A 17,260-nucleotide genomic window follows, 5' to 3' on the forward strand; every position below is an offset into this window, starting at 1 on the left:
GGTACGGACGGTAGCAGGTACCGCTCGTACCTGCTACCGTCGCCGATCGTGAGCACCACCACTGACGGGCGCAGCACCCGGTGGGACGAGCACCGGCAGCGACGCCGCGAGGAGCTCGTCGACGCGACGCTGCGCGCCATCCGCCAGCACGGCGCGGCGGTCGGCATGGACGACATCGCCGCCGCTGCGGCCACGAGCAAGACCGTCTTCTACCGCCACTTCACCGACCGCAGCGGGCTGTATGCCGCGGTGGCAGCCCGCGTGGACGCCCTCATCCTGCGCGACGTCACCACGGCGCTCGGCTCGGCGGACCTCGGCGCCGCCGGCGGCTCGCCCCGCCGGCTCATCGCCGCGGCCATCGACTCCTACCTGCGCCTCGTCGAGCGCGACCCGGAGGTCTACCGCTTTGTCGTGGGCGCTCCCCTGCTGGACCGTCCGGCGGGCGGCGACCCGGCCGGCCAGGTCACCTCGCACATCGCCGAGCTGATGTCAGAGGTGCTCGCCTCGGCCCTCGAGGCCGCCGGGCGCGACACCGCCGCCGCCGTCGTGTGGGGGCCCGGGCTCGTGGGCATGGTGCGGGCCGCGGCCGACCAGTGGCTCACCACGGTCGACCCGATGCCGCGGGAAGAGCTCGCCGAGCACCTGACCGACCTGGCCTGGGGCGGGCTCTCGTCCGCCTGGCCGTCCACCCCGTCCCCCGAGGAGCCCCGATGAGCACCCTCAGCACCGCCCTGCGCAAGGCCATCGACGGCCGATGGGCCCACGTCCGCGACGAGGCCCGCTCCCAGCGGGAGCCCGCGCGGTTCGCACCACCGAGGGGTGAGCTGACCCGGGAGGAGTACCGCGCCCGGGTAGCCGAGCAGCTCCAGCACCTGGCCAGGACCAGCCATCCGGCCCGCGGGCTCTCCAAGGACCTGGGCGGCCAGGGCGACTTCGGGGCGTCGGTCACCGCGTTCGAGATGCTCGGCCACGCCGACCTGTCACTCCTGGTGAAGGCCGGCGTTCACTGGGGGCTGTTCGGCGGCGCGGTGGCGAACCTCGGCACCCGGCGGCACCACGCGGCCTACCTGCCGGCCATCCTGAGCGCCGAGCTGCCCGGCTGCTTCGCGATGACCGAGACCGGGCACGGCTCGGACGTGCAGTCCCTCGGCACCACCGCGACCTACGACCCGGAGACCGACGAGCTCGTCGTGCACACGCCCACACGGGCGGCCCGCAAGGACTACATCGGCGGCGCGGCCCGCGACGGGCGGATGGCGGCCGTCTTCGCCCAGCTCGTCACCGGCGGGCAGTCGCACGGCGTGCACTGCGTACTGGTCCCCATCCGCGACGAGGACGGCAACCCGATGCCGGGTGTGACCATCGGCGACTGCGGCGGCAAGGCAGGGCTGGCCGGCGTCGACAACGGCCGGCTCACCTTCGAGCACGTGCGGGTGCCGCGCACCAACCTGCTGAACCGGTACGGGGACATCGACGAGCACGGCGTCTACAGCTCCCCCATCGACAACGCCACGCGGCGCTTCTTCACCATGCTCGGCACGCTGGTGCGGGGGCGGGTCAGCGTGGCCGGCGGCGCCGGCGCGGCCACCCGCACGGCCCTGACGCTGGCCGTCACGTATGCCGGGCAGCGGCGCCAGTTCGCCCCGCCCGGCAGCGACGAGGAGGTCCTGCTGCTCGACTACCGTGCCCACCAGCGCAAGCTGCTCCCCGCGCTCGCGACCTCCTACGCCCTGATGTTCGCCCAGAACGAGCTGGTGTCGCGGATGCACGACGTGCAGGCCGCCGGCGACGCAGCAGACCCGCGCGCGCAGCGCGAGCTCGAAGCGCGGGCGGCGGGGATCAAGGCGGTGGCGACGGCCCACGCCACCGCGACCATCCAGACCTGCCGCGAGGCCTGCGGTGGCGCCGGGTACCTGTCCGTGAACCGGCTGCCTGCCCTCAAGGCCGACACCGACGTCTTCACCACCTTCGAGGGCGACAACACGGTCCTGCTCCAGCTGGTGGCCAAGGGCCTGCTGACCGACTACCGCGACACCTTCGGCGACATGGACACCCTCCAGATGGTGCGGTTCGGCGCCCGGCAGGTGGCCGGCGCGGTGATCGAGCGCACCGCCGCCCGGGGCCTGGTCGAGCGCCTCATCGCCGCGGCGCCGGGACGGGACGCCGAGGACGCGGTGCTCGACCGCGGCTGGCAGTGCGCCCTGTTCGAGGACCGAGAGCAGCACCTGCTCGAGACCCTCGCGCTACGGCTGCGCAGGGCCGGTGCGCCGGGGGCGGACGCCTTCATGGTGTTCAACGACGCGCAGGACCACCTGCTCGCCGCCGCCCGTGCGCACGTCGACAAGGTCGTGCTCGAAGCGTTCGTGGCGGGGGTCGCGGCCTGTGAGGACACCACGGCCCGGGCGGTGCTCGACCGCGTCTGCGACCTCTACGCCCTGTCCACCATCGAGGCGGACAAGGGTTGGTTCCTCGAGCACACCCGGATCACCCCGGCGCGGAGCAAGCAGGTGACCGGCGCGGTCAACGCCCTCTGTGCCGAGCTGCGGCCGCACGCGCAGGATCTCGTCGACGCCTTCGGGATCCCGGTGGAGTGGCTGGGCACCGAGCTGCTGCAGCAGCCCTGAGCAGTCACCCCTCGCGCAGGACCGTCCGGCCGTCGTCGGTCACCGTCCAGAACGGGTTGTGGGCGACCTCCCACGGGTGGCCGTCGGGGTCGATGAAGACGCCGGAGTAGCCACCCCAGAACGTCTCGGCCGGCGGGCGCCCGACCACGGCGCCTGCCGCCCGGGCCTCTTCGAGCACGTCGTCGACCTCCTCCGGCGAGCGCACGTTGAGAGCCAGCGTGACGCCGCCCCAGCCGCCGGAGTCCTCGACGGCGCTGTCGTCGGCGAGCGCCGCGCGGTCCCACAGGCCGACGATCATTCCGCCAGTCTGGAAGAACACCACGTCGTCGTTGTCGTCGCCCCGTTTCGCCGAGGGCCTCGTAGAAGGCCCGGGACCGGTCGAGGTCGGCCACGCCGAGGGTGACGAGGCTCAGTCGCTGCTCCATTCAGCCATCCCACCACGGCCGAAGCGGCAGCGCGGACCCACCACGCGGGTCGGGCCTGACGGCCAGCACCTGGTGCAGCTGGACGCCGTTGGTCTCGAAGCTGTAGCGCGAGCCGGCCATGTACAGGCCCCACACCCGTGCCGTGGCCTCACCGACCTCGGCGACGCAGCCCTCCCACTCGTCGGCGAGGTTGCGGCACCAGCCGGCCAGGGTCAGCGCGTAGTGCTCGCGCAGGTTCTCCTCGTGGCGGACCTCGAGGCCGACGTCCTGCATGGCCGCGATGATCGTCCCGGACCCGGTCAGCTCCCCGTCGGGGAACACGTAGCGGTCGATGAACGCGCCGGTGGAGGTGCGCCGGTTCACGGGCCGGGTGATGCAGTGGTTCAGCAGCAACCCACCGTCGCGCAGACGGTCCCTGATGCTGCGGAAGTACGTCGGGTAGTTCCGCACGCCGATGTGCTCGGTGAGCCCGACCGACGACACGGCGTCGAAGCCGCCCTCCGTCAGGTCGCGGTAGTCGCTGTGACGCACCTCGGCGAGGTCGGCGAGACCCTCGGCCTCGATGGCGCGCTGCGCCCACGAGGCCTGCTCGCGCGAGAGGGTGGCGCCGATGACGCGCACCCCGCGCCGCGCGGCATACCGCACCATCCCGCCCCAGCCGCAACCGATGTCGAGCAGGCGGTCGCCCTCCTTGAGGCGCAGCTTCTCGAACACGAGGCGGTACTTGTTCTCCTGGGCCTCCTCGAGCGTGGCTCCTTCGTGCGGGTAGCAGGCGCACGTGTAGGTCATCGACGGGCCGAGGACCTTCTCGTAGAAGGCGTTCGAGACGTCGTAGTGGTGGTGGATCGCCTCCGCGTCGCGCGACCTCGAGTGACGCAGGCCGTCCGCGACCCGGCGCCAGCGCGGGACGGCCTCCTGCGGCGGCGGGGGCGGCGGGTGCAGCAGCCCGGAGCCCAGGCTGCGGGCGATGGTGCCGAGGATGCGAGGGGCCGGCAGGTGGAAGCGCATGCTGCCGAGCGCTGCCAGCACCGGGTAGGGGTCGCCCGGGTGGGCGCCCTCGATGTCGAGGTCACCCGAGACGTAGGCCCGCGCAAGACCGAGGTCCCCCGGCGCCGTGGCGATGTACGCGGCCCCGCGGGGCGTGCGCAGGTGCAGCCCGATGTCCGAGTCGGACGGCCCTGCAGAAGAGCCGTCGAACGCGGTGAAGCGCAGGTGCATCGGACCGTCGACGACGGCCTCGATCACCTCGGCCATGGTCATCCGGGTGTCTGCCGTCCTCGGCTGCTGATGGGGCTGTGGGGTCTGCTTGAGCACGGTCATCTGCGTCTCACCGCCTTGGAGTAGAGGTCCAGGAGCCTGCTGTCGGGGTCGTACCGCTCCTTGAGCGAGCGATAGGCGTCGCCGCCGTAGAGCCGGTCGAACTCGGCGGGGTCGTAGTAGGCGTCGGAGTACAGCGACTTGTGGCCGTGCCGGGCCGTGACCTCGCCCTCGATGAGATGGTTGACCGCCCCCGGCTGCCCGGGCGTGGCCGGCACGCTCGACCAGAAGCCGAGGTTGACGTAGGTCTCGCCCGTCCGCAGCGGGTACAGCGGCCAGGGCCGGGACCCGGGCGCCGGCCTGACGGGCCCGTGCTCGCGGACGCGCAGCGGGCACAGCCAGATCGGCTCGATCGGGATCTCCCGGAGGAACCAGTGCAGGAAGGCCGCGCACTCCCCCACCGGCACCTCGACGTCCTGCACGACCCGCTCGTGCGGGTGCCGTCCGCGCCTCGCGTCGAGCCGGTCGAGGAGGGACCAGCGCCGGTCGAGCGAGACGAGCTTCCAGTAGACGCTGCTGCGTCGCCACCGCCGCGGCCACAGCCGGCGCAGGGCCGGGTTCTGCGCCCCGAACGCACGGCTGCACCAGAACCAGTCGGTGTCCCAGCGCCACAGGTAGTCGTGAGTGGTCAGCCGGTCGCGCCTCGGCTCGGGGGCGTCGTGCTGGAGCGAGCGGTAGTAGATGTGCTGTCCCGTGTAGTCGCTGACCGGGCCCGGCTCGTCGGTGCGCCGGCCCAGCGTCAGGTAGGCCTCGGTGGCGCTGAAGACCACGCCGTCGAGGTAGTCGACGTCCTCACCCTCGTGGGTGCCCTCGCGGACGACCCGCTCGAGCACCTCGACGAGGGCCTCGATGCTGTGGAACCGCAGGTGCCGCAGGGCCACGAAACGCAGCACCGGCTCGAGCTCGATCCGCAGCCGGGTCGCGTACCCGAGCGTTCCGTAGGAGTTCGGGAAACCGCGCCAGAGGTCGTCGTGATCGCCGCCCGGCCTGGCGGTGACCACCTCGCCGGCGCCGGTGAGGATGTCCATCTCCAGCACGGACTCGTGGGGCAGGCCGTTGCGGAACGAGGTCGACTCGATGCCCAGGCCGGTGACCGCCCCGCCCAGCGTGATCGTCTTCAGCTGGGGCACCACGAGGGGGACGAGTCCGTGGGGAAGGGTTGCGGCGACGAGGTCCTCGTAGGTGCACATCCCGGCGACGTCGGCCGTGCGCGCCTCGGTGTCGATGCTGATCACGTCCGCGAGCCCACTGACGTCGAGGCCGGGGGCGCCCGTGCGGGCTCGGGCGCGGAAGAGGTTGGAGGTCCTCTTGGCCAGCCGCACAGGGGCGGACGGCGGGATCGAGCGGTAGCTGGCGACCAGCCGCTGCACCGCGGCAGCGTGCTGCTGGGGGGCTCCCGATCTGCTGGTGACGGCTCCCCCCGGCTCTGACGTCAGGCGGTCAGGCACACTCGCAGGCTAGGCCGGGGCGGCGTCCTGCGTCACCCGATTACCTCGACTGGGTCGCCGACGCTGACCTTGCCCGGTGTCCGCACGCGGGCGTAGACGCCCGGGCACCCGCCCGGCACGGCGTCCACCTCGAGCTCGACGACGCCGAGGCGCAGGGTCGAGCCCACCGCCTGCTGCAGTGCCTCCCCCGTCATGGTCACGATGAAGTTCGCCCGGGTGTCCTCGTCGACGTCCTCGGCCGCCACGAGCTGCACGGGCGCGCGCTTGCGCCGGTCCCCGGCGAGTCCCTCGGTCTCGACATCGGCCACCGAGAGCTCCTGCCCGGCCTCGCCCTTGACCGGGTAGATGTGGATCGACGCGACGAGTGCTCCGGTCATGGCCTCACGGTAGCCCCGCACCGCGAGGGTTGCCCGGTCGTCCGGAGCCTTGCCCCCAGGTCCGACCCCGTTGTCACCCCGTGGGGCCGGGCGTACCGTCGGGCGGAGGACGAGCTCCGTCCGGTGGGGCTCGGCGAGCGAGAGGCGCGCCATGACGACACTGCTCGACCTGCCCCCGGTGACCGAGTGCACGGCGGCCGGCTGCTCCTACAACCACGACGGCTGCCACGCGGCGGCGGTGACCATCGGCGGTGAGCGCAGCCACGCCAGCTGCGCGACATTCATCCCGCTCGACCACAAGGGCGGCCTCGCCCGGGTGGAGTCGCACGTCGGGGCCTGCCAGCGCGAGGAGTGCGTCCACAACGAGTCGTTGGAGTGCACCGCCCCCTCGATCCACGTCGGTGGCGCGACGGGTGCGGAGTGCCTGACCTACGCGACGTCCTGACCTTCGCGGCGCTCTGAGGAACCTCTTGACATGCGAAGTCTTCTTCGTGAATTCTAGATCGTAACGGAGCGGGAGTACCCCCTCGAGGCGCTGTTCGTCACTACGGCCGGTCGGACACCGGACCCGGCGGCGCCTGGCTGTGACCGCGAGCGCGGTCGGCCGGGAGAGACCTCCGTGAGCCACGGGTTCACGGGAGAGTCTGATGAGCGTTCCCGTCTGGGCGTGGGCTGCCGTCCTCGCCGTCATCCTGGCCATGCTGGCCGTCGACCTCTTCGCCCACCGCCGCGCCCACGTTGTGGAGGTGCGCGAAGCCGCGGTCTGGTCAGCAATCTGGGTCGCGCTGGGCCTCGGCTTCGGCGCCGTCATCTGGTGGGCCTACGGAGCGCAGGCAGGGGCTGAGTACTACGCGGGCTACCTCATCGAGAAGAGCCTGGCCGTCGACAACGTCTTCGTCTTCGCCCTCATCTTCACGTACTTCGCGGTGCCTCGAGAGCTGCAACACCGGGTCCTGTTCTACGGCGTCCTCGGAGCACTGGTGTTCCGGGCGCTGTTCATCGCCGGTGGCGCCGCCCTGCTGGACCGCTTCCACTGGGTGCTGTACATCTTCGGGGCCTTCCTGCTCCTCACCGGGTGGCGCATGTTCCGTCACCGCAACGAGCAGATGAACCCGGGCCGCAACCCGGCCGTGCGCCTGGTCCGTCGGCTGGTGCCGACCACGGACGAGTACGCCGGGCAGCGTTTCTGGGTGCGCCGTGCGGGGCGCCTCGTGGCCACGCCGCTCTTCACCGTGCTCGTCCTCGTGGAGACGACCGACATCGTGTTCGCGGTCGACTCCATCCCGGCCATCTTCGCGGTCACCCAGGAGCCGCTCCTGGTCTTCGCCAGCAACGCCTTCGCCATCCTCGGCCTGCGCGCGATGTACTTCCTGCTCGCCGACCTGATGCACCGGTTCATCCACCTCAAGGCCGGTCTGGCGGCGATCCTCGTCTTCGTCGGCGCCAAGATGCTGCTCATCGACGTCTGGAAGGTGCCCATCGGGCTGTCGCTGGCCGTCATCGCGACCTGCCTCACCGTCGCCGTCGTGGCGAGCCTGCGCGCGACACGGGTCTCGCGTGCGAGCGAACCCAGGGCAGCGGAGGAGGCGTCCTCGCACCCTGGGCCAGGCTGACCAGCCGCCCCCGTCATGACGTCCGGTCGCGACGTGCGCTGACCGGCTTCCACCAGCTCCCACCCCACCTGGAAGGACGGACATGATGACCGCACCCACCCTCTCCCGCACCGACACCCTGCACGCGCTGCGGTGGTCCGACGTCGCCGAGCTCGCGTCGGCCAGCGGCTTCCCGTGCGTGACGCTCGTGCTGCCCACCACGCCTTCCCCCCACCACATGGCCGCCCCTGACAGGGCCGAGCTGGCCTCCCTGGTCGACCAGGCCGAGCGCATGCTCCGGGACGCCGGGCTGATGAGCCGTGAGCAGCTCGTGTCAGCGCTGCGGGAGATGGAGGCGACGGCCTCCGGCCAGCGCACCGGTCGTGGCCTGGTGCTCTGCGCGTCGATGGCGGTGCAGCGTTGCTTCACGCTGCCCCAGACGGTCCAGCGCCGCGTCGTGCTGGAGTCGACCTTCGCCACCCGGGAGCTCATCGCGGCCCTGCACCGCACCCCGCCCCACCTGCTCGTCAGCCTGCATCCTGGGTGCGGCCACATCTACCGCGTGCAGGGCAGCTCGGCCACACCTGTCGCCACGCTGCACGCCCCAGCGCCGGACTCCGGGCCCGACGTCGACGACCCGGAGGACCTCGATGCGCTGGCTCGCGCCGCCACCAACCAGTTCCTCGCAGAGACAGACCTGGAGCTCGGCCAGCAGCGGGCGCTGTTCCCGTCGCCCCTCGTCCTAGCCGGGACCCCGCGCCTGGTCGACCTGTTCGCACGTCGTTCGCGCAACTGCCACCGCCTCGCCGGGATGATCGACACCGCGCACGCCCAGACGCTGCCGGAGCTGCTGCGCAAGTCGGCCATCCACCTCGAGCGGTACCTGCGTTCCCGACAAGCCGAGGCCCTGACGCTCGTCCAGCGCACGGCCGACGAGCAGCCGGAACGCCTGGCGGTGGGCATCGAGGCCGCCTGGCACACCGCTCGGCGCACGCGTCCGCTCATGCTGGTCGTCGAGGAGTCCTTCAGCGTGCCGGGCGGTATCGGCGGGGTGCCGCTGTCACCGGCGGACTACCGCGAGACCGACCCGCGGCACCTCCACGACCTGGTCGACGACCTGGTGGAGGAGGTCATCCGGCGCGGCGGTCAGGTGGCGCTCGTGGAGGACGGCGCCCTCCACGAGCACGGGCGCGTGGCACTGGTGCTGCCGAGCAGAGGTCGGCGGTGAGTGGCCTCAGCCGTGGGAGGCGTACGCCCGGTCTCCCCTGTCCCGGCGGGCCGAGCGGACGAGGTCGAGGAACGTCCCCACCTCCACCCCGGCCTCGAGCGGGTGGCGGAACGGCAGGTGTTCGTGCACCGTGTAGCGGTTGCGACGCCCGACGCGCTCCCGGGTGAGGTAGCCGGCTGCTTCGAGGTCTCGCACGATCTGTTGCACGGCGCGCTCGGTGATGCCGACGCGAGCAGCGACCTCGCGCAGGACGAGGTCTGGGGCTGTGGCCAAGGCGACGAGCACGTGTCCGTGGTTCGACACGAAGGTCCACTCCGCCATGCGAGAACGATACCGGCTGGGTGCCGGTCGTCCTGCGCGACGGCTGTCAGCAGTGGTGGGGTGCCAACCGACGCTCTGGCCCGGGGTTAGGGGTCAGGCCTCAGCGTCGGAGTGGTGGCCGCCGTGGGACGCATAGAGCGGGAAGCGAAGCAGCATGGCTCCGATCATGGTCAGGCATGCCAGCCCGCAGGTCCCGGTGACCAACTCGGATGATGCCGGGACAAGGCCGGTCGTGTATCCCGCCACCATGAGGGCGCCCGCGACGACCGTTGAGCCAGCCATTTCCAGGGTGGGTCGCCACGCCATGGACCGGTACCGCATCCACGCCGTCATGGAGGACGCCAGGGCCACGGTGACCACGACCACGGACAGCACCGGTGCGTTCCTGACCGGGTTGGCGAAGTCGAACACTGTGGAGGCGGCTAGGACGACCAGGACCAGCAGGACCAGGGTGACGCACATGACGACGCACATCTCGAGAACGTGGAATCCGAAGCGGCCTGCCTGCTGGGCGGCGCCGTCACGAGCCGGGGAGGTGCTGGTCGTGGTGGCCTGGTGTGCTGTTGGCATGACGCTCTCCTTTGCTCGGGACCCTTCCCCGGGTGGGGTCACGTGGCCGTTCGGAGGGTGTGTTGCCGCGAGCGGCCCGCGGTGGGCCTGTGCTGTCACCGTCAACTCACCTGACGGGTGCAGACAGGCAACTATGACCTTGATCTGTGGTCGCTCAGCGCCGACAACCTCGCCGGCAAGACCCGCTCGTCGGCGCCCACGACCCCCGCGATCTGCACTGACGGCCCGGTTGCACCGCCGGGCAGCGAAAAGCCCCTCCCCGTAAACCGGGAGGGGCCTGCTACGTCGTCTCAGTCACCGTCGGTCGGCCGAGTGCCCTACGAACGGTCAGCCACTGGTGGTGGACGTGAAGGGACTCGAACCCCTGGCCTCTCGCGTGTGAAGCGAACGCTCTAACCAACTGAGCTACACGTCCAGTGCCCTCGCGGGCTCGTGAAGGATAGCGGGAGGTTGTCCCACAGGCGAAATCCGGGGGTGGTCAGAGCCCCGGCAGCTGCTGGAGCGGCATCTGGATGAAGTCGGGAAGCATCGACGGCACACCCGCCACGAGGAAGAGCAGGTAGAAGATCACGCCGACCAGCACGGCGGTGAGAATCGCGGCGAGGCCCTTGAACCAGAGCGGCTTGGGTCGCATCCAGTCGTTCCAGGCCTGCAGCTTCGCCCGGCCGAACGCGAGCAGCCGCTTGGCCCAGTCGAACTCCGAGGCCAGGATGCCGATGCCGATGAAGACCACGAGCCAGCCGGGGCCCGGGAACGGGACCATGACGAGTCCGCCCACGGTGACGAGGGTGCCCACGACGCCGATGACGGTCCGGTAGATCCGGTGCGAGTGCGGGTTGGACCGGATGCGGCGGCGCCACTCCCAGTCGCGGTCCTGTCGGCCGCCCTCCACCGGCGTCTCCTGCCGGCTCACGGGTCCAGCCTCCGGGAGGACTCGCGCGCGAAGACCTCGCGGGCCCGCGCCGTCACCGGCCCCGGCTCCAGTGCGCGCTCGGACCCGAGCCCCACCACGCGGTCGACGGCCAGGACGTCCTTGGTGGAGCTCGTGATGAAGACCTCGTCGCAGTCCTCGAGCACCGACAGCGGCATGGCCTCCTCGCGGACCTCGAGGCCGTCTGCCCGGCACCACTCGACCGTGAGGGCGCGGGTCACCCCCGCGAGGCAGCCCGAGTCCAGCGGCGGGGTCCAGACCACGCCGTGCCGCACGACGAAGACGTTGCTGCCGGTGCCCTCGCAGAGCTCGCCGCGGGTGTTGGCGAACAGCGCCTCGATCGCGCCGCGCTCCTTGGCGTGCGCCAGGGCGACGACGTTCTCGGCGTAGGAAGTCGTCTTGAGACCGGCCACGGGGCTGCGCTCGTTGCGGACCCACGGCACCACGGCCACCCCGGCGCTGGCCGGAGGGCGCGGCTGCGGGCCGGCGGTGACGATGTAGGTCAGCGGCGAGGTGTCGCGGTCGGACCCGAGCGGCCCGGCCCCGCCGGTCACGGAGTACCGCAGCCGCCCGAAGTCGAGGGCCTGGCCGGCGCTGAGCACGGCCTTGACCCCCTCGGCGAGGTACCCATGGTCGGCAGGGGGAAGGCCGAGCCCGGCCAGGGTGCGGTCGAGGCGAGCGGCGTGGCGGGTGGGCGCGAAGACGTGGCCGCGGTCGACCTTGCAGGTCTCGAAGGCGCCGTCGCCGACGGTGACGCCGTGGTCGAGCGCGGCGATGGCTGGTTCGGCCGGGCCGACGAGGTTCCCGTTCACCCAGACCCGCACCTGCGGCACCGCACTGCTGCTCATGCCCGAACCCTCCCAGATGCCAAGCCGATGAGGCGAACCGCTTTCAGCTCCGTCTCCTCCCACTCGCCCTGCGCGTCAGAACCCCACGTGATGCCGGCACCGGTGCCGAACCGGAGCCACCGCTCCCCCTGCTCGTCGTGCTCTGCCCAGAACGTCCGGATCCCCACCGCGAGTTCCGCGCGGCCGTTGTCCGCGTCGACCCAGCCCACCGCCCCGCAGTAGGGGCCGCGGGGGCCCCGCTCGAGGTCGGCGATGGCGGTGAGGGCGCTCGACTTCGGCGCCCCAGAGACCGAGCCGGGCGGGAAGGTGGCCGCGAAGACGTCGGCCCAGGTGGTGTCCGGGACCAGCTCCCCCGAGACGGTCGACACCAGGTGGACCAGGCCCGGGTGCTCCTCCGGGGCGCACAGGTGGTCGACCCGCACGCTGCCCGGGCGGCACACCCGCTGCAGGTCGTTGCGCACGAGGTCGACGATCATGACGTTCTCGGCGTAGTCCTTGGGGAGCATCGCGTCGAGCACCGGCGCCGTGCCCTTGATGGGCCGGGACTCCAGCCGGGCGCCGTCGCGCACCAGGAAGGCCTCCGGCGAGGCAGAGACGACGTCGAGCCCCGCCTCCGGCACGTGCACCCGGGCTGCGTACGGCGCGGGGTTGCCCGCGGCCAGCAGGCCGGCCAGGCCGTCGAGGTCGGCCCCCTCGCCGAGGCGGTGGGAGAGCACGCGGCAGAGGTTGACCTGGTAGACGGTGCCGGCGGCGATGCGTCGGCGCACCTCTTCGACACCGGCGAGGTATGCCGCGTGGGCCAGGCTGCTGTGCCACTGCCGGTCGAGCGGCGCCCACGGGACAGGGCGGGCCGGCGGCGCGTCGCGCTCGACGTCGGCGAACCGGACGGCGGTGACGGCCCCCTCGAAGTCGGCCACCACGGCCCAGAACCCGCTCTCGACCCGGGCCAGGTCGCGGCGCACCTCGACGACCTCCCGCGCGACGACGGGGCCGAAGCGGGCGTGGGACACGGGCAGATCATAGGGACGCCCCTAGACTGCGCGACCATGCGTGCACTGGGGACCACTGCTGCGGCCCTCGTGGCACTGCTCGCCGCCGGCTGCGCCGGTGGCGCCGATGCGGCCAACCTGCCCACCCAGGAGAGGACGACGCCGGCCCCGTCCGGCACCTCGTCCGCCACCGCCTCGGCGACCGGCCCGGCGCCCACGCCCTCCGCCACGCGGGCGGCCAGCCCGTCCGCGACGGCGACCGGCCCGGACGACGACACCCTGACCCTGGCCTTCGCCGGCGATGTGCACTTCGAGGAGTACCTCGCCCCGCTCGCCCGCGACGCCCACGGCCTCGACGAGCTGCGCACCACCCTGGGGGCGGCCGACCTCGCGGTGGTCAACCTCGAGACCGCGCTCACCGAGCGTGGGGCGCCGATCGGCAAGGAGTTCCACTTCCGGGCCCCCGCGTCCGCGCTCGACACCCTGGCCGGCGCCGGGGTCGACGCGGTCAGCATGGCCAACAACCACGGCGCCGACTACGGGGCTGTGGGCCTGCGCGACACCCTCGCCGCACGCAGGACCAGCCCCATGCCGGTCGTCGGCATCGGCGCCGACGAGGACGAGGCCTTCGCACCGGCGACCCTCGAGGCCAGGGGCCTGAAGGTCGCGCTGTTCGGCGCGTCGCAGGTCTACGAGATGACCCTGGCCAGCTGGTCGGCCGACGAGGACTCCCCCGGCATCGCGAGCGCGGCGCCCCTCGGGCCGCTGCGCCGCGCCGTCGAGAAGGCGTCACGCAGCCACGACCTCGTGGTGGTCTTCATGCACTGGGGCCTGGACTACCAGCAGTGCCAGGACGGGCTCTCGACGTCGACCGCGCGGGCGCTCGAGGCTGCGGGCGCCGACATCGTCGTCGGCGGGCACTCCCACCGGGTCAACGGGGCCGGGTGGCTGGGCCGGGCCTACGTCGCCTACGGGCTGGGCAACTTCGTCTGGTGGCGCAGCCGGGAGCCGGACTCCCGCACGGGGGTGCTCACCCTCACCGTTGACGCCGAGCGCGCCCGCGGGCAGCGGTCGTCGCGGTCCGCCGTCACGAAGGCACGCTGGACCCCCATGCTCGTCGGCGCCGACGGCATACCCCGTGAGCCCGGACCCGCCGACCGACAGCGCCTCATGGGCGTCTGGAAGCAGGCGGCCGCGTGCTCCGGGCTCGCCCAGCGGCCCTGATCCCGGGCACCGGCCACTCCCCGGGAATGCCGCAGGCGGGTAGGCTGTTCCCACGGTAGTTGAATTTTTTACGACGCCACGGAAAGAGCGTGTGATGCAGTTCGGGATCTTCACGGTCGGCGACGTCACGCCCGACCCCACCACCGGCCGCACCCCCACCGAGCACGAGCGCATCAAGGCGACCGTCGCCATCGCGAAGAAGGCGGAGGAGGTCGGCCTCGACGTGTTCGCCACGGGCGAGCACCACAACCCGCCGTTCGCCGCCCCGGCGAACCCGACGGTGCTGCTGGCCCACATCGCCGCCCAGACCGAGCGGATCGTCCTCTCGACCGCGACCACGCTGGTCACCACGAACGACCCGGTGCGCCTGGCGGAGGACTACGCCTACCTGCAGCACCTCGCCGACGGCCGCGTCGACCTCATGATGGGCCGCGGCAACACCGGCCCGGTCTACCCGTGGTTCGGCAAGGACATCCGCGACGGCATCCCGCTGGCCGTCGAGAACTACGCCCTGCTGCGCCGCCTGTGGACCGAGGAGGCCGTCACCTGGAGCGGCAAGCACCGCACGCCCCTGCAGGGCTTCACGTCCACGCCCCGGCCCCTGGACGGCGTGCCTCCGTTCGTGTGGCACGGCTCGATCCGCTCCCCCGAGATCGCCGAGCAGGCCGCCTACTACGGCGACGGGTTCTTCCACAACAACATCTTCTGGCCGATGAGCCACACGAAGCAGATGGTGCAGCTGTACCGCCGCCGCTTCGAGCACTACGGCCACGGCCGCGCGGACCAGGCGATCGTCGGCCTCGGCGGCCAGGTCTTCATGCGCCCCCGTTCGCAGGACGCGGTGCGCGAGTTCCGGCCCTACTTCGACGTCGCACCCGTCTACGGCCACGGCCCCTCGCTGGAGGACTTCTCCCGCGAGACGCCGCTGACCGTCGGCAGCCCGCAGCAGGTCATCGAGCGGTATGCCGCGATGGCCGACGAGGTCGGCGACTACCAGCGCCAGCTGTTCCTCATCGACCACGCGGGCCTGCCGCTGACCATCGTGATGGAGCAGCTCGAGATGCTCGGGGGCGAGGTGGTGCCCGAGCTGCGGCGCATCGCGGCCGCCCGCAGGCCTGCCCACGTGCCCGACGCCCCGACCCACGCCTCGCGCGTCGCGGTGGCGGGCGGGGGGCGGGACGCGACCGTCCACGCGATCGACGACGTCACCGGCTCCTCCCCGGAGGTGGCCCGGTGACGCGCCGTGTCGTCGTCGTCAGCGCCGGCCTGGGCCAGCCGTCGTCGACCCGCCTGCTCGGCGACCTCCTCGCCACTGCCACCATCGACGCCCTCCTCGAGAGCGGCGTCGAGGCCGAGGTGGAGGTCGTCGACCTGCGCGAGCTCGCGCACGACCTCACCAACACGCTGCTCGCCGGGTTCCCCACGGGCGGGGTCCGCGAAGCCCTGGCGACGCTCGCCGCCGCCGACGCGGTTGTCGCGGTGACCCCGGTCTACCAGGGCTCCTACAGCGGCCTGTTCAAGACCTTCTTCGACGTGGTCGAGCGTGACGTGCTCCGCGGAACCCCCGTGCTGCTGGCGGCCACCGGCGGTACCGCGCGCCACTCGCTGGTCCTCGAATTCGCACTCCGGCCGCTGTTCACCCACCTCGGCGCCGTCACGGTCGGCACGGCCGTCTTCGCCGCCTCCGAGGACTGGGGCGCAGATGGCGCCGAGCAGGGGCTCACCGCGCGGGTCCGGCGCGCCGGCGCCGAGCTGGCCACGCTCGCCACGGCCCGGGTGGACCCCGGCCCGCGCGACCCGTTCGGCGACCCCGTCCCCTTCGAGGACCTGCTCGCCGGGGGCTGGTCCGGGTAGGGACCTTCGGCACCGGTCCCGCCCAGCTCCCCCGGTCATCATGGGGACGAGAGCAGACGGGACGCTGCGCAGGAGGTGCACCATGACACGGGCCCTGGTCGTCTACGAGTCCGTACTCGGCAACACGCAGGCGGTGGCCAAGGCGATCGCGGAGGGCCTTGGCGAGTCGCGCCCCGTCACCGTCCGCGAGGTCGCCGACGCCCCCGACACGATCCCGCCCGACGTCGGCCTCCTGGTCGTGGGAGGGCCGACCCACGCCTTCGGGATGAGCCGGCCGGAGTCCCGGGCCGACGCCGAGAGGGAGGCGCCGGGGCAGGTGGTCTCCAGGGGACGCGGCATCCGCGAGTGGCTCGAGGACCTCGCGCCCGGCGACGGCAGCACCCCCACCGCCACCTTCGACACCCGCGTCGACAAGCCGCACCTGCCGGGGTCCGCGGCGAAGAAGGCTCGCAAACGGTTGGCGCACAAGGGCTTCCCAGAGTTCGAGCAGCCACACAGCTTCTACGTCCACGGCAAGGCGGGGCCGCTGGTCGACGACGAGCTGGCGCGGGCCCGCTCGTGGGGCGAGGAGCTCGGCCGGCACCTGGCCCTCGACGAGTCCGCTCCGGGCTCTGGGCGGCGGTGACGACCATGACCGTTCGCCCGGGCTCCGTGGTCGTCGGGGTCGACGGCTCGCCCGGCAGCGACGCGGCCCTGGACTGGGCTGTAGAGGAGGCGGCCCGCCGCCGGCTCCCGCTGCACCTGGTGCACGCCACCAACATCGACTACCTCGTCGCCGCCGCCATGCTCAACCCCGCCGACACCCCGCCCGCACTCGACGACCTCGTCGAGACCGCGCGCGACCGGGTGCGAGCGGCCAGCCCCTCTCTGCACGTGACGGCCGAGGCCTCCACGGGTGCAGCCGCCCACGACCTCGTGGTGCGGTCGGAGGGCGCGGAGTGCGTCGTCGTCGGGGCGCACGGCAAGAGCGCGGCGCTCGGGGTGCTGGGCTCCGTGTCCCTCCAGGTCGCCATGCACGCCCACAGCCCCGTGGTCGTCGTCCGGGGCACGGAGGCCGGGGCCGAGGGCGGTCCGGTGGTGGTGGGCATCGACGGGTCGGCACTCTCGCGCGACGCGCTCGGCTACGCCTTCGAGCAGGCGTCCCTGCGGGGCGTCCCGCTCGTCGTGGTCTACGCGTGGTGGATCGAGTTCGTGGACGGGGTGGTCGTCACGACGGTGGGCTCCCCACAGTGGACCGCCGCCGAGCAGCGCCAGCGGATCACCGTCGCCGAGACCATGGCCGGGTGGCAGGAGAAGTACCCCGACGTGGCGGTCGACGTGCGGCTCGAGCACGCCCGCCCCATCGACGCGATCGAACGGGCCTCGCAGGGTGCCTGCCTCACCGTCGTCGGCGCCCGTGGCCGTGGAGGGTTCCGCGGGCTGATGCTGGGTTCGGTGAGCCATGGCGTGCTGCACCGGGCACACAGCCCCGTCGCCGTGGTCCGGCCGCGCTGAACGCCTGCCCCTGCCGGG

19 protein-coding genes and 1 tRNA gene are annotated in these 17,260 nt (G+C 72.5%); 10 read left to right on the plus strand and 10 right to left on the minus strand.

The features are described 5' to 3' along the window. Positions 1-48 precede the first annotated feature (48 nt). Together P2F65_RS00190 and P2F65_RS00195 are read left to right on the plus strand one after the other, a co-directional pair. Positions 49-714: a TetR/AcrR family transcriptional regulator gene (locus P2F65_RS00190; RefSeq protein ID WP_275802992.1), complete on the plus strand. Its 666-nt coding sequence runs from the start codon at positions 49-51 to the stop codon at positions 712-714. Continuing rightward, positions 711-2,624, plus strand: coding sequence for an acyl-CoA dehydrogenase (locus tag P2F65_RS00195; RefSeq protein ID WP_275802993.1), 1,914 nt, complete (start codon positions 711-713; stop codon positions 2,622-2,624). The genes P2F65_RS00190 and P2F65_RS00195 overlap by 4 nt, the downstream gene beginning before the upstream one ends. A 4-nt stretch (positions 2,625-2,628) precedes the next feature. Here P2F65_RS00195 and P2F65_RS00200 read toward each other — a convergent pair whose 3' ends face one another. The 4 genes from P2F65_RS00200 to P2F65_RS00215 all read right to left on the minus strand — a co-directional run bounded on the left by P2F65_RS00200 (position 2,629) and on the right by P2F65_RS00215 (position 6,191). After that, positions 2,629-2,922 carry a VOC family protein gene (locus P2F65_RS00200; RefSeq protein WP_275802995.1) on the minus strand — a complete coding sequence of 98 codons (294 nt, stop codon included), beginning with the start codon at positions 2,920-2,922 and terminating at the stop codon, positions 2,629-2,631. A 127-nt stretch (positions 2,923-3,049) separates the two neighbouring features. Next, positions 3,050-4,369, minus strand: coding sequence for a cyclopropane-fatty-acyl-phospholipid synthase family protein (locus P2F65_RS00205; protein WP_275802997.1), 1,320 nt, complete (start codon positions 4,367-4,369; stop codon positions 3,050-3,052). Beyond that, the gene (locus P2F65_RS00210; RefSeq protein WP_275802999.1) at positions 4,366-5,814 is read right to left on the minus strand and encodes an FAD-binding oxidoreductase; all 1,449 of its coding nucleotides are present in this window, start codon (positions 5,812-5,814) and stop codon (positions 4,366-4,368) included. Before P2F65_RS00210 ends, P2F65_RS00205 begins: the two co-directional genes overlap by 4 nt. 32 nt (positions 5,815-5,846) lie before the next feature. Continuing rightward, entirely contained in the window at positions 5,847-6,191 is a 345-nt protein-coding gene (locus P2F65_RS00215) for an MOSC N-terminal beta barrel domain-containing protein (protein ID WP_275803001.1), read from the minus strand. A 151-nt stretch (positions 6,192-6,342) separates the two neighbouring features. Here P2F65_RS00215 and P2F65_RS00220 point away from each other — a divergent pair, with 151 nt between their 5' ends. From P2F65_RS00220 to P2F65_RS00230, 3 genes are all read left to right on the plus strand, one after another. Continuing rightward, positions 6,343-6,636, plus strand: coding sequence for a DUF1540 domain-containing protein (locus tag P2F65_RS00220; protein ID WP_275803003.1), 294 nt, complete (start codon positions 6,343-6,345; stop codon positions 6,634-6,636). A gap of 202 nt (positions 6,637-6,838) precedes the next feature. After that, positions 6,839-7,804, plus strand: coding sequence for a TerC family protein (locus P2F65_RS00225; protein ID WP_275803005.1), 966 nt, complete (start codon positions 6,839-6,841; stop codon positions 7,802-7,804). Between the two features lie 85 nt (positions 7,805-7,889). Continuing rightward, positions 7,890-9,011, plus strand: coding sequence for a hypothetical protein (locus P2F65_RS00230; protein WP_275803007.1), 1,122 nt, complete (start codon positions 7,890-7,892; stop codon positions 9,009-9,011). 6 nt (positions 9,012-9,017) lie between these two features. Here P2F65_RS00230 and P2F65_RS00235 read toward each other — a convergent pair whose 3' ends face one another. From P2F65_RS00235 to P2F65_RS00260, 6 genes are all read right to left on the minus strand, one after another. Continuing rightward, the gene (locus P2F65_RS00235; RefSeq protein WP_275803009.1) at positions 9,018-9,332 is read right to left on the minus strand and encodes a winged helix-turn-helix domain-containing protein; all 315 of its coding nucleotides are present in this window, start codon (positions 9,330-9,332) and stop codon (positions 9,018-9,020) included. Positions 9,333-9,425: 93 nt separating this feature from the next. Beyond that, complete coding sequence (locus P2F65_RS00240) at positions 9,426-9,902, minus strand: hypothetical protein (RefSeq protein ID WP_275803011.1); 477 nt, start codon at positions 9,900-9,902, stop codon at positions 9,426-9,428. Between the two features lie 338 nt (positions 9,903-10,240). Beyond that, positions 10,241-10,317 (minus strand) — tRNA-Val (locus P2F65_RS00245). Between the two features lie 63 nt (positions 10,318-10,380). Then, on the minus strand, positions 10,381-10,815 hold the full coding sequence (locus tag P2F65_RS00250) for a TIGR02611 family protein (RefSeq protein WP_275803013.1): 435 nt from the start codon (positions 10,813-10,815) through the stop codon (positions 10,381-10,383). Then, positions 10,812-11,681 (minus strand): aminotransferase class IV, encoded by an 870-nt coding sequence (locus P2F65_RS00255; protein WP_275803015.1) that lies wholly within the window; start codon positions 11,679-11,681, stop codon positions 10,812-10,814. The genes P2F65_RS00250 and P2F65_RS00255 overlap by 4 nt, the downstream gene beginning before the upstream one ends. Continuing rightward, positions 11,678-12,691 (minus strand): chorismate-binding protein, encoded by a 1,014-nt coding sequence (locus P2F65_RS00260; RefSeq protein WP_275803017.1) that lies wholly within the window; start codon positions 12,689-12,691, stop codon positions 11,678-11,680. Before P2F65_RS00260 ends, P2F65_RS00255 begins: the two co-directional genes overlap by 4 nt. Positions 12,692-12,727: 36 nt before the next feature. Here P2F65_RS00260 and P2F65_RS00265 point away from each other — a divergent pair, with 36 nt between their 5' ends. From P2F65_RS00265 to P2F65_RS00285, 5 genes are all read left to right on the plus strand, one after another. Continuing rightward, positions 12,728-13,894 (plus strand): CapA family protein, encoded by a 1,167-nt coding sequence (locus tag P2F65_RS00265; RefSeq protein WP_275803019.1) that lies wholly within the window; start codon positions 12,728-12,730, stop codon positions 13,892-13,894. A 94-nt stretch (positions 13,895-13,988) separates the two neighbouring features. Next, positions 13,989-15,131 carry an LLM class flavin-dependent oxidoreductase gene (locus P2F65_RS00270; protein ID WP_275803021.1) on the plus strand — a complete coding sequence of 381 codons (1,143 nt, stop codon included), beginning with the start codon at positions 13,989-13,991 and terminating at the stop codon, positions 15,129-15,131. Next, complete coding sequence (locus P2F65_RS00275) at positions 15,128-15,748, plus strand: CE1759 family FMN reductase (RefSeq protein WP_275803023.1); 621 nt, start codon at positions 15,128-15,130, stop codon at positions 15,746-15,748. Before P2F65_RS00270 ends, P2F65_RS00275 begins: the two co-directional genes overlap by 4 nt. Before the next feature lie 82 nt (positions 15,749-15,830). Further along, a complete protein-coding gene (locus tag P2F65_RS00280; RefSeq protein ID WP_275803025.1) occupies positions 15,831-16,373 on the plus strand; it encodes a flavodoxin family protein in 543 nt (180 codons plus the stop codon). Positions 16,374-16,378: 5 nt separating this feature from the next. Continuing rightward, positions 16,379-17,242 (plus strand): universal stress protein, encoded by an 864-nt coding sequence (locus tag P2F65_RS00285; protein ID WP_275803027.1) that lies wholly within the window; start codon positions 16,379-16,381, stop codon positions 17,240-17,242. Positions 17,243-17,260: the final 18 nt, after the last annotated feature.

This window comes from Knoellia sp. p5-6-4, from assembly GCF_029222705.1.
Classification (GTDB): Bacteria; Actinomycetota; Actinomycetes; order Actinomycetales; family Dermatophilaceae; genus Pedococcus_A.

Excerpts from the sequence above, each read along its gene's own strand:
- P2F65_RS00200 (WP_275802995.1), bottom strand. The coding sequence starts at position 2,922 with ATGATCGTCGGCCTGTGGGACCGCGCGGCGCTCGCCGACGACAGCGCC.
- P2F65_RS00220 (WP_275803003.1), top strand. The coding sequence starts at position 6,343 with ATGACGACACTGCTCGACCTGCCCCCGGTGACCGAGTGCACGGCGGCC.
- P2F65_RS00285 (WP_275803027.1), top strand. The coding sequence starts at position 16,379 with ATGACCGTTCGCCCGGGCTCCGTGGTCGTCGGGGTCGACGGCTCGCCC.
- P2F65_RS00255 (WP_275803015.1), bottom strand. The coding sequence starts at position 11,681 with ATGAGCAGCAGTGCGGTGCCGCAGGTGCGGGTCTGGGTGAACGGGAAC.
- P2F65_RS00215 (WP_275803001.1), bottom strand. The coding sequence starts at position 6,191 with ATGACCGGAGCACTCGTCGCGTCGATCCACATCTACCCGGTCAAGGGC.
- P2F65_RS00225 (WP_275803005.1), top strand. The coding sequence starts at position 6,839 with ATGAGCGTTCCCGTCTGGGCGTGGGCTGCCGTCCTCGCCGTCATCCTG.
- P2F65_RS00240 (WP_275803011.1), bottom strand. The coding sequence starts at position 9,902 with ATGCCAACAGCACACCAGGCCACCACGACCAGCACCTCCCCGGCTCGT.
- P2F65_RS00265 (WP_275803019.1), top strand. The coding sequence starts at position 12,728 with ATGCGTGCACTGGGGACCACTGCTGCGGCCCTCGTGGCACTGCTCGCC.
- P2F65_RS00270 (WP_275803021.1), top strand. The coding sequence starts at position 13,989 with ATGCAGTTCGGGATCTTCACGGTCGGCGACGTCACGCCCGACCCCACC.
- P2F65_RS00195 (WP_275802993.1), top strand. The coding sequence starts at position 711 with ATGAGCACCCTCAGCACCGCCCTGCGCAAGGCCATCGACGGCCGATGG.
- P2F65_RS00205 (WP_275802997.1), bottom strand. The coding sequence starts at position 4,369 with ATGACCGTGCTCAAGCAGACCCCACAGCCCCATCAGCAGCCGAGGACG.
- P2F65_RS00280 (WP_275803025.1), top strand. The coding sequence starts at position 15,831 with ATGACACGGGCCCTGGTCGTCTACGAGTCCGTACTCGGCAACACGCAG.
- P2F65_RS00235 (WP_275803009.1), bottom strand. The coding sequence starts at position 9,332 with ATGGCGGAGTGGACCTTCGTGTCGAACCACGGACACGTGCTCGTCGCC.
- P2F65_RS00230 (WP_275803007.1), top strand. The coding sequence starts at position 7,890 with ATGACCGCACCCACCCTCTCCCGCACCGACACCCTGCACGCGCTGCGG.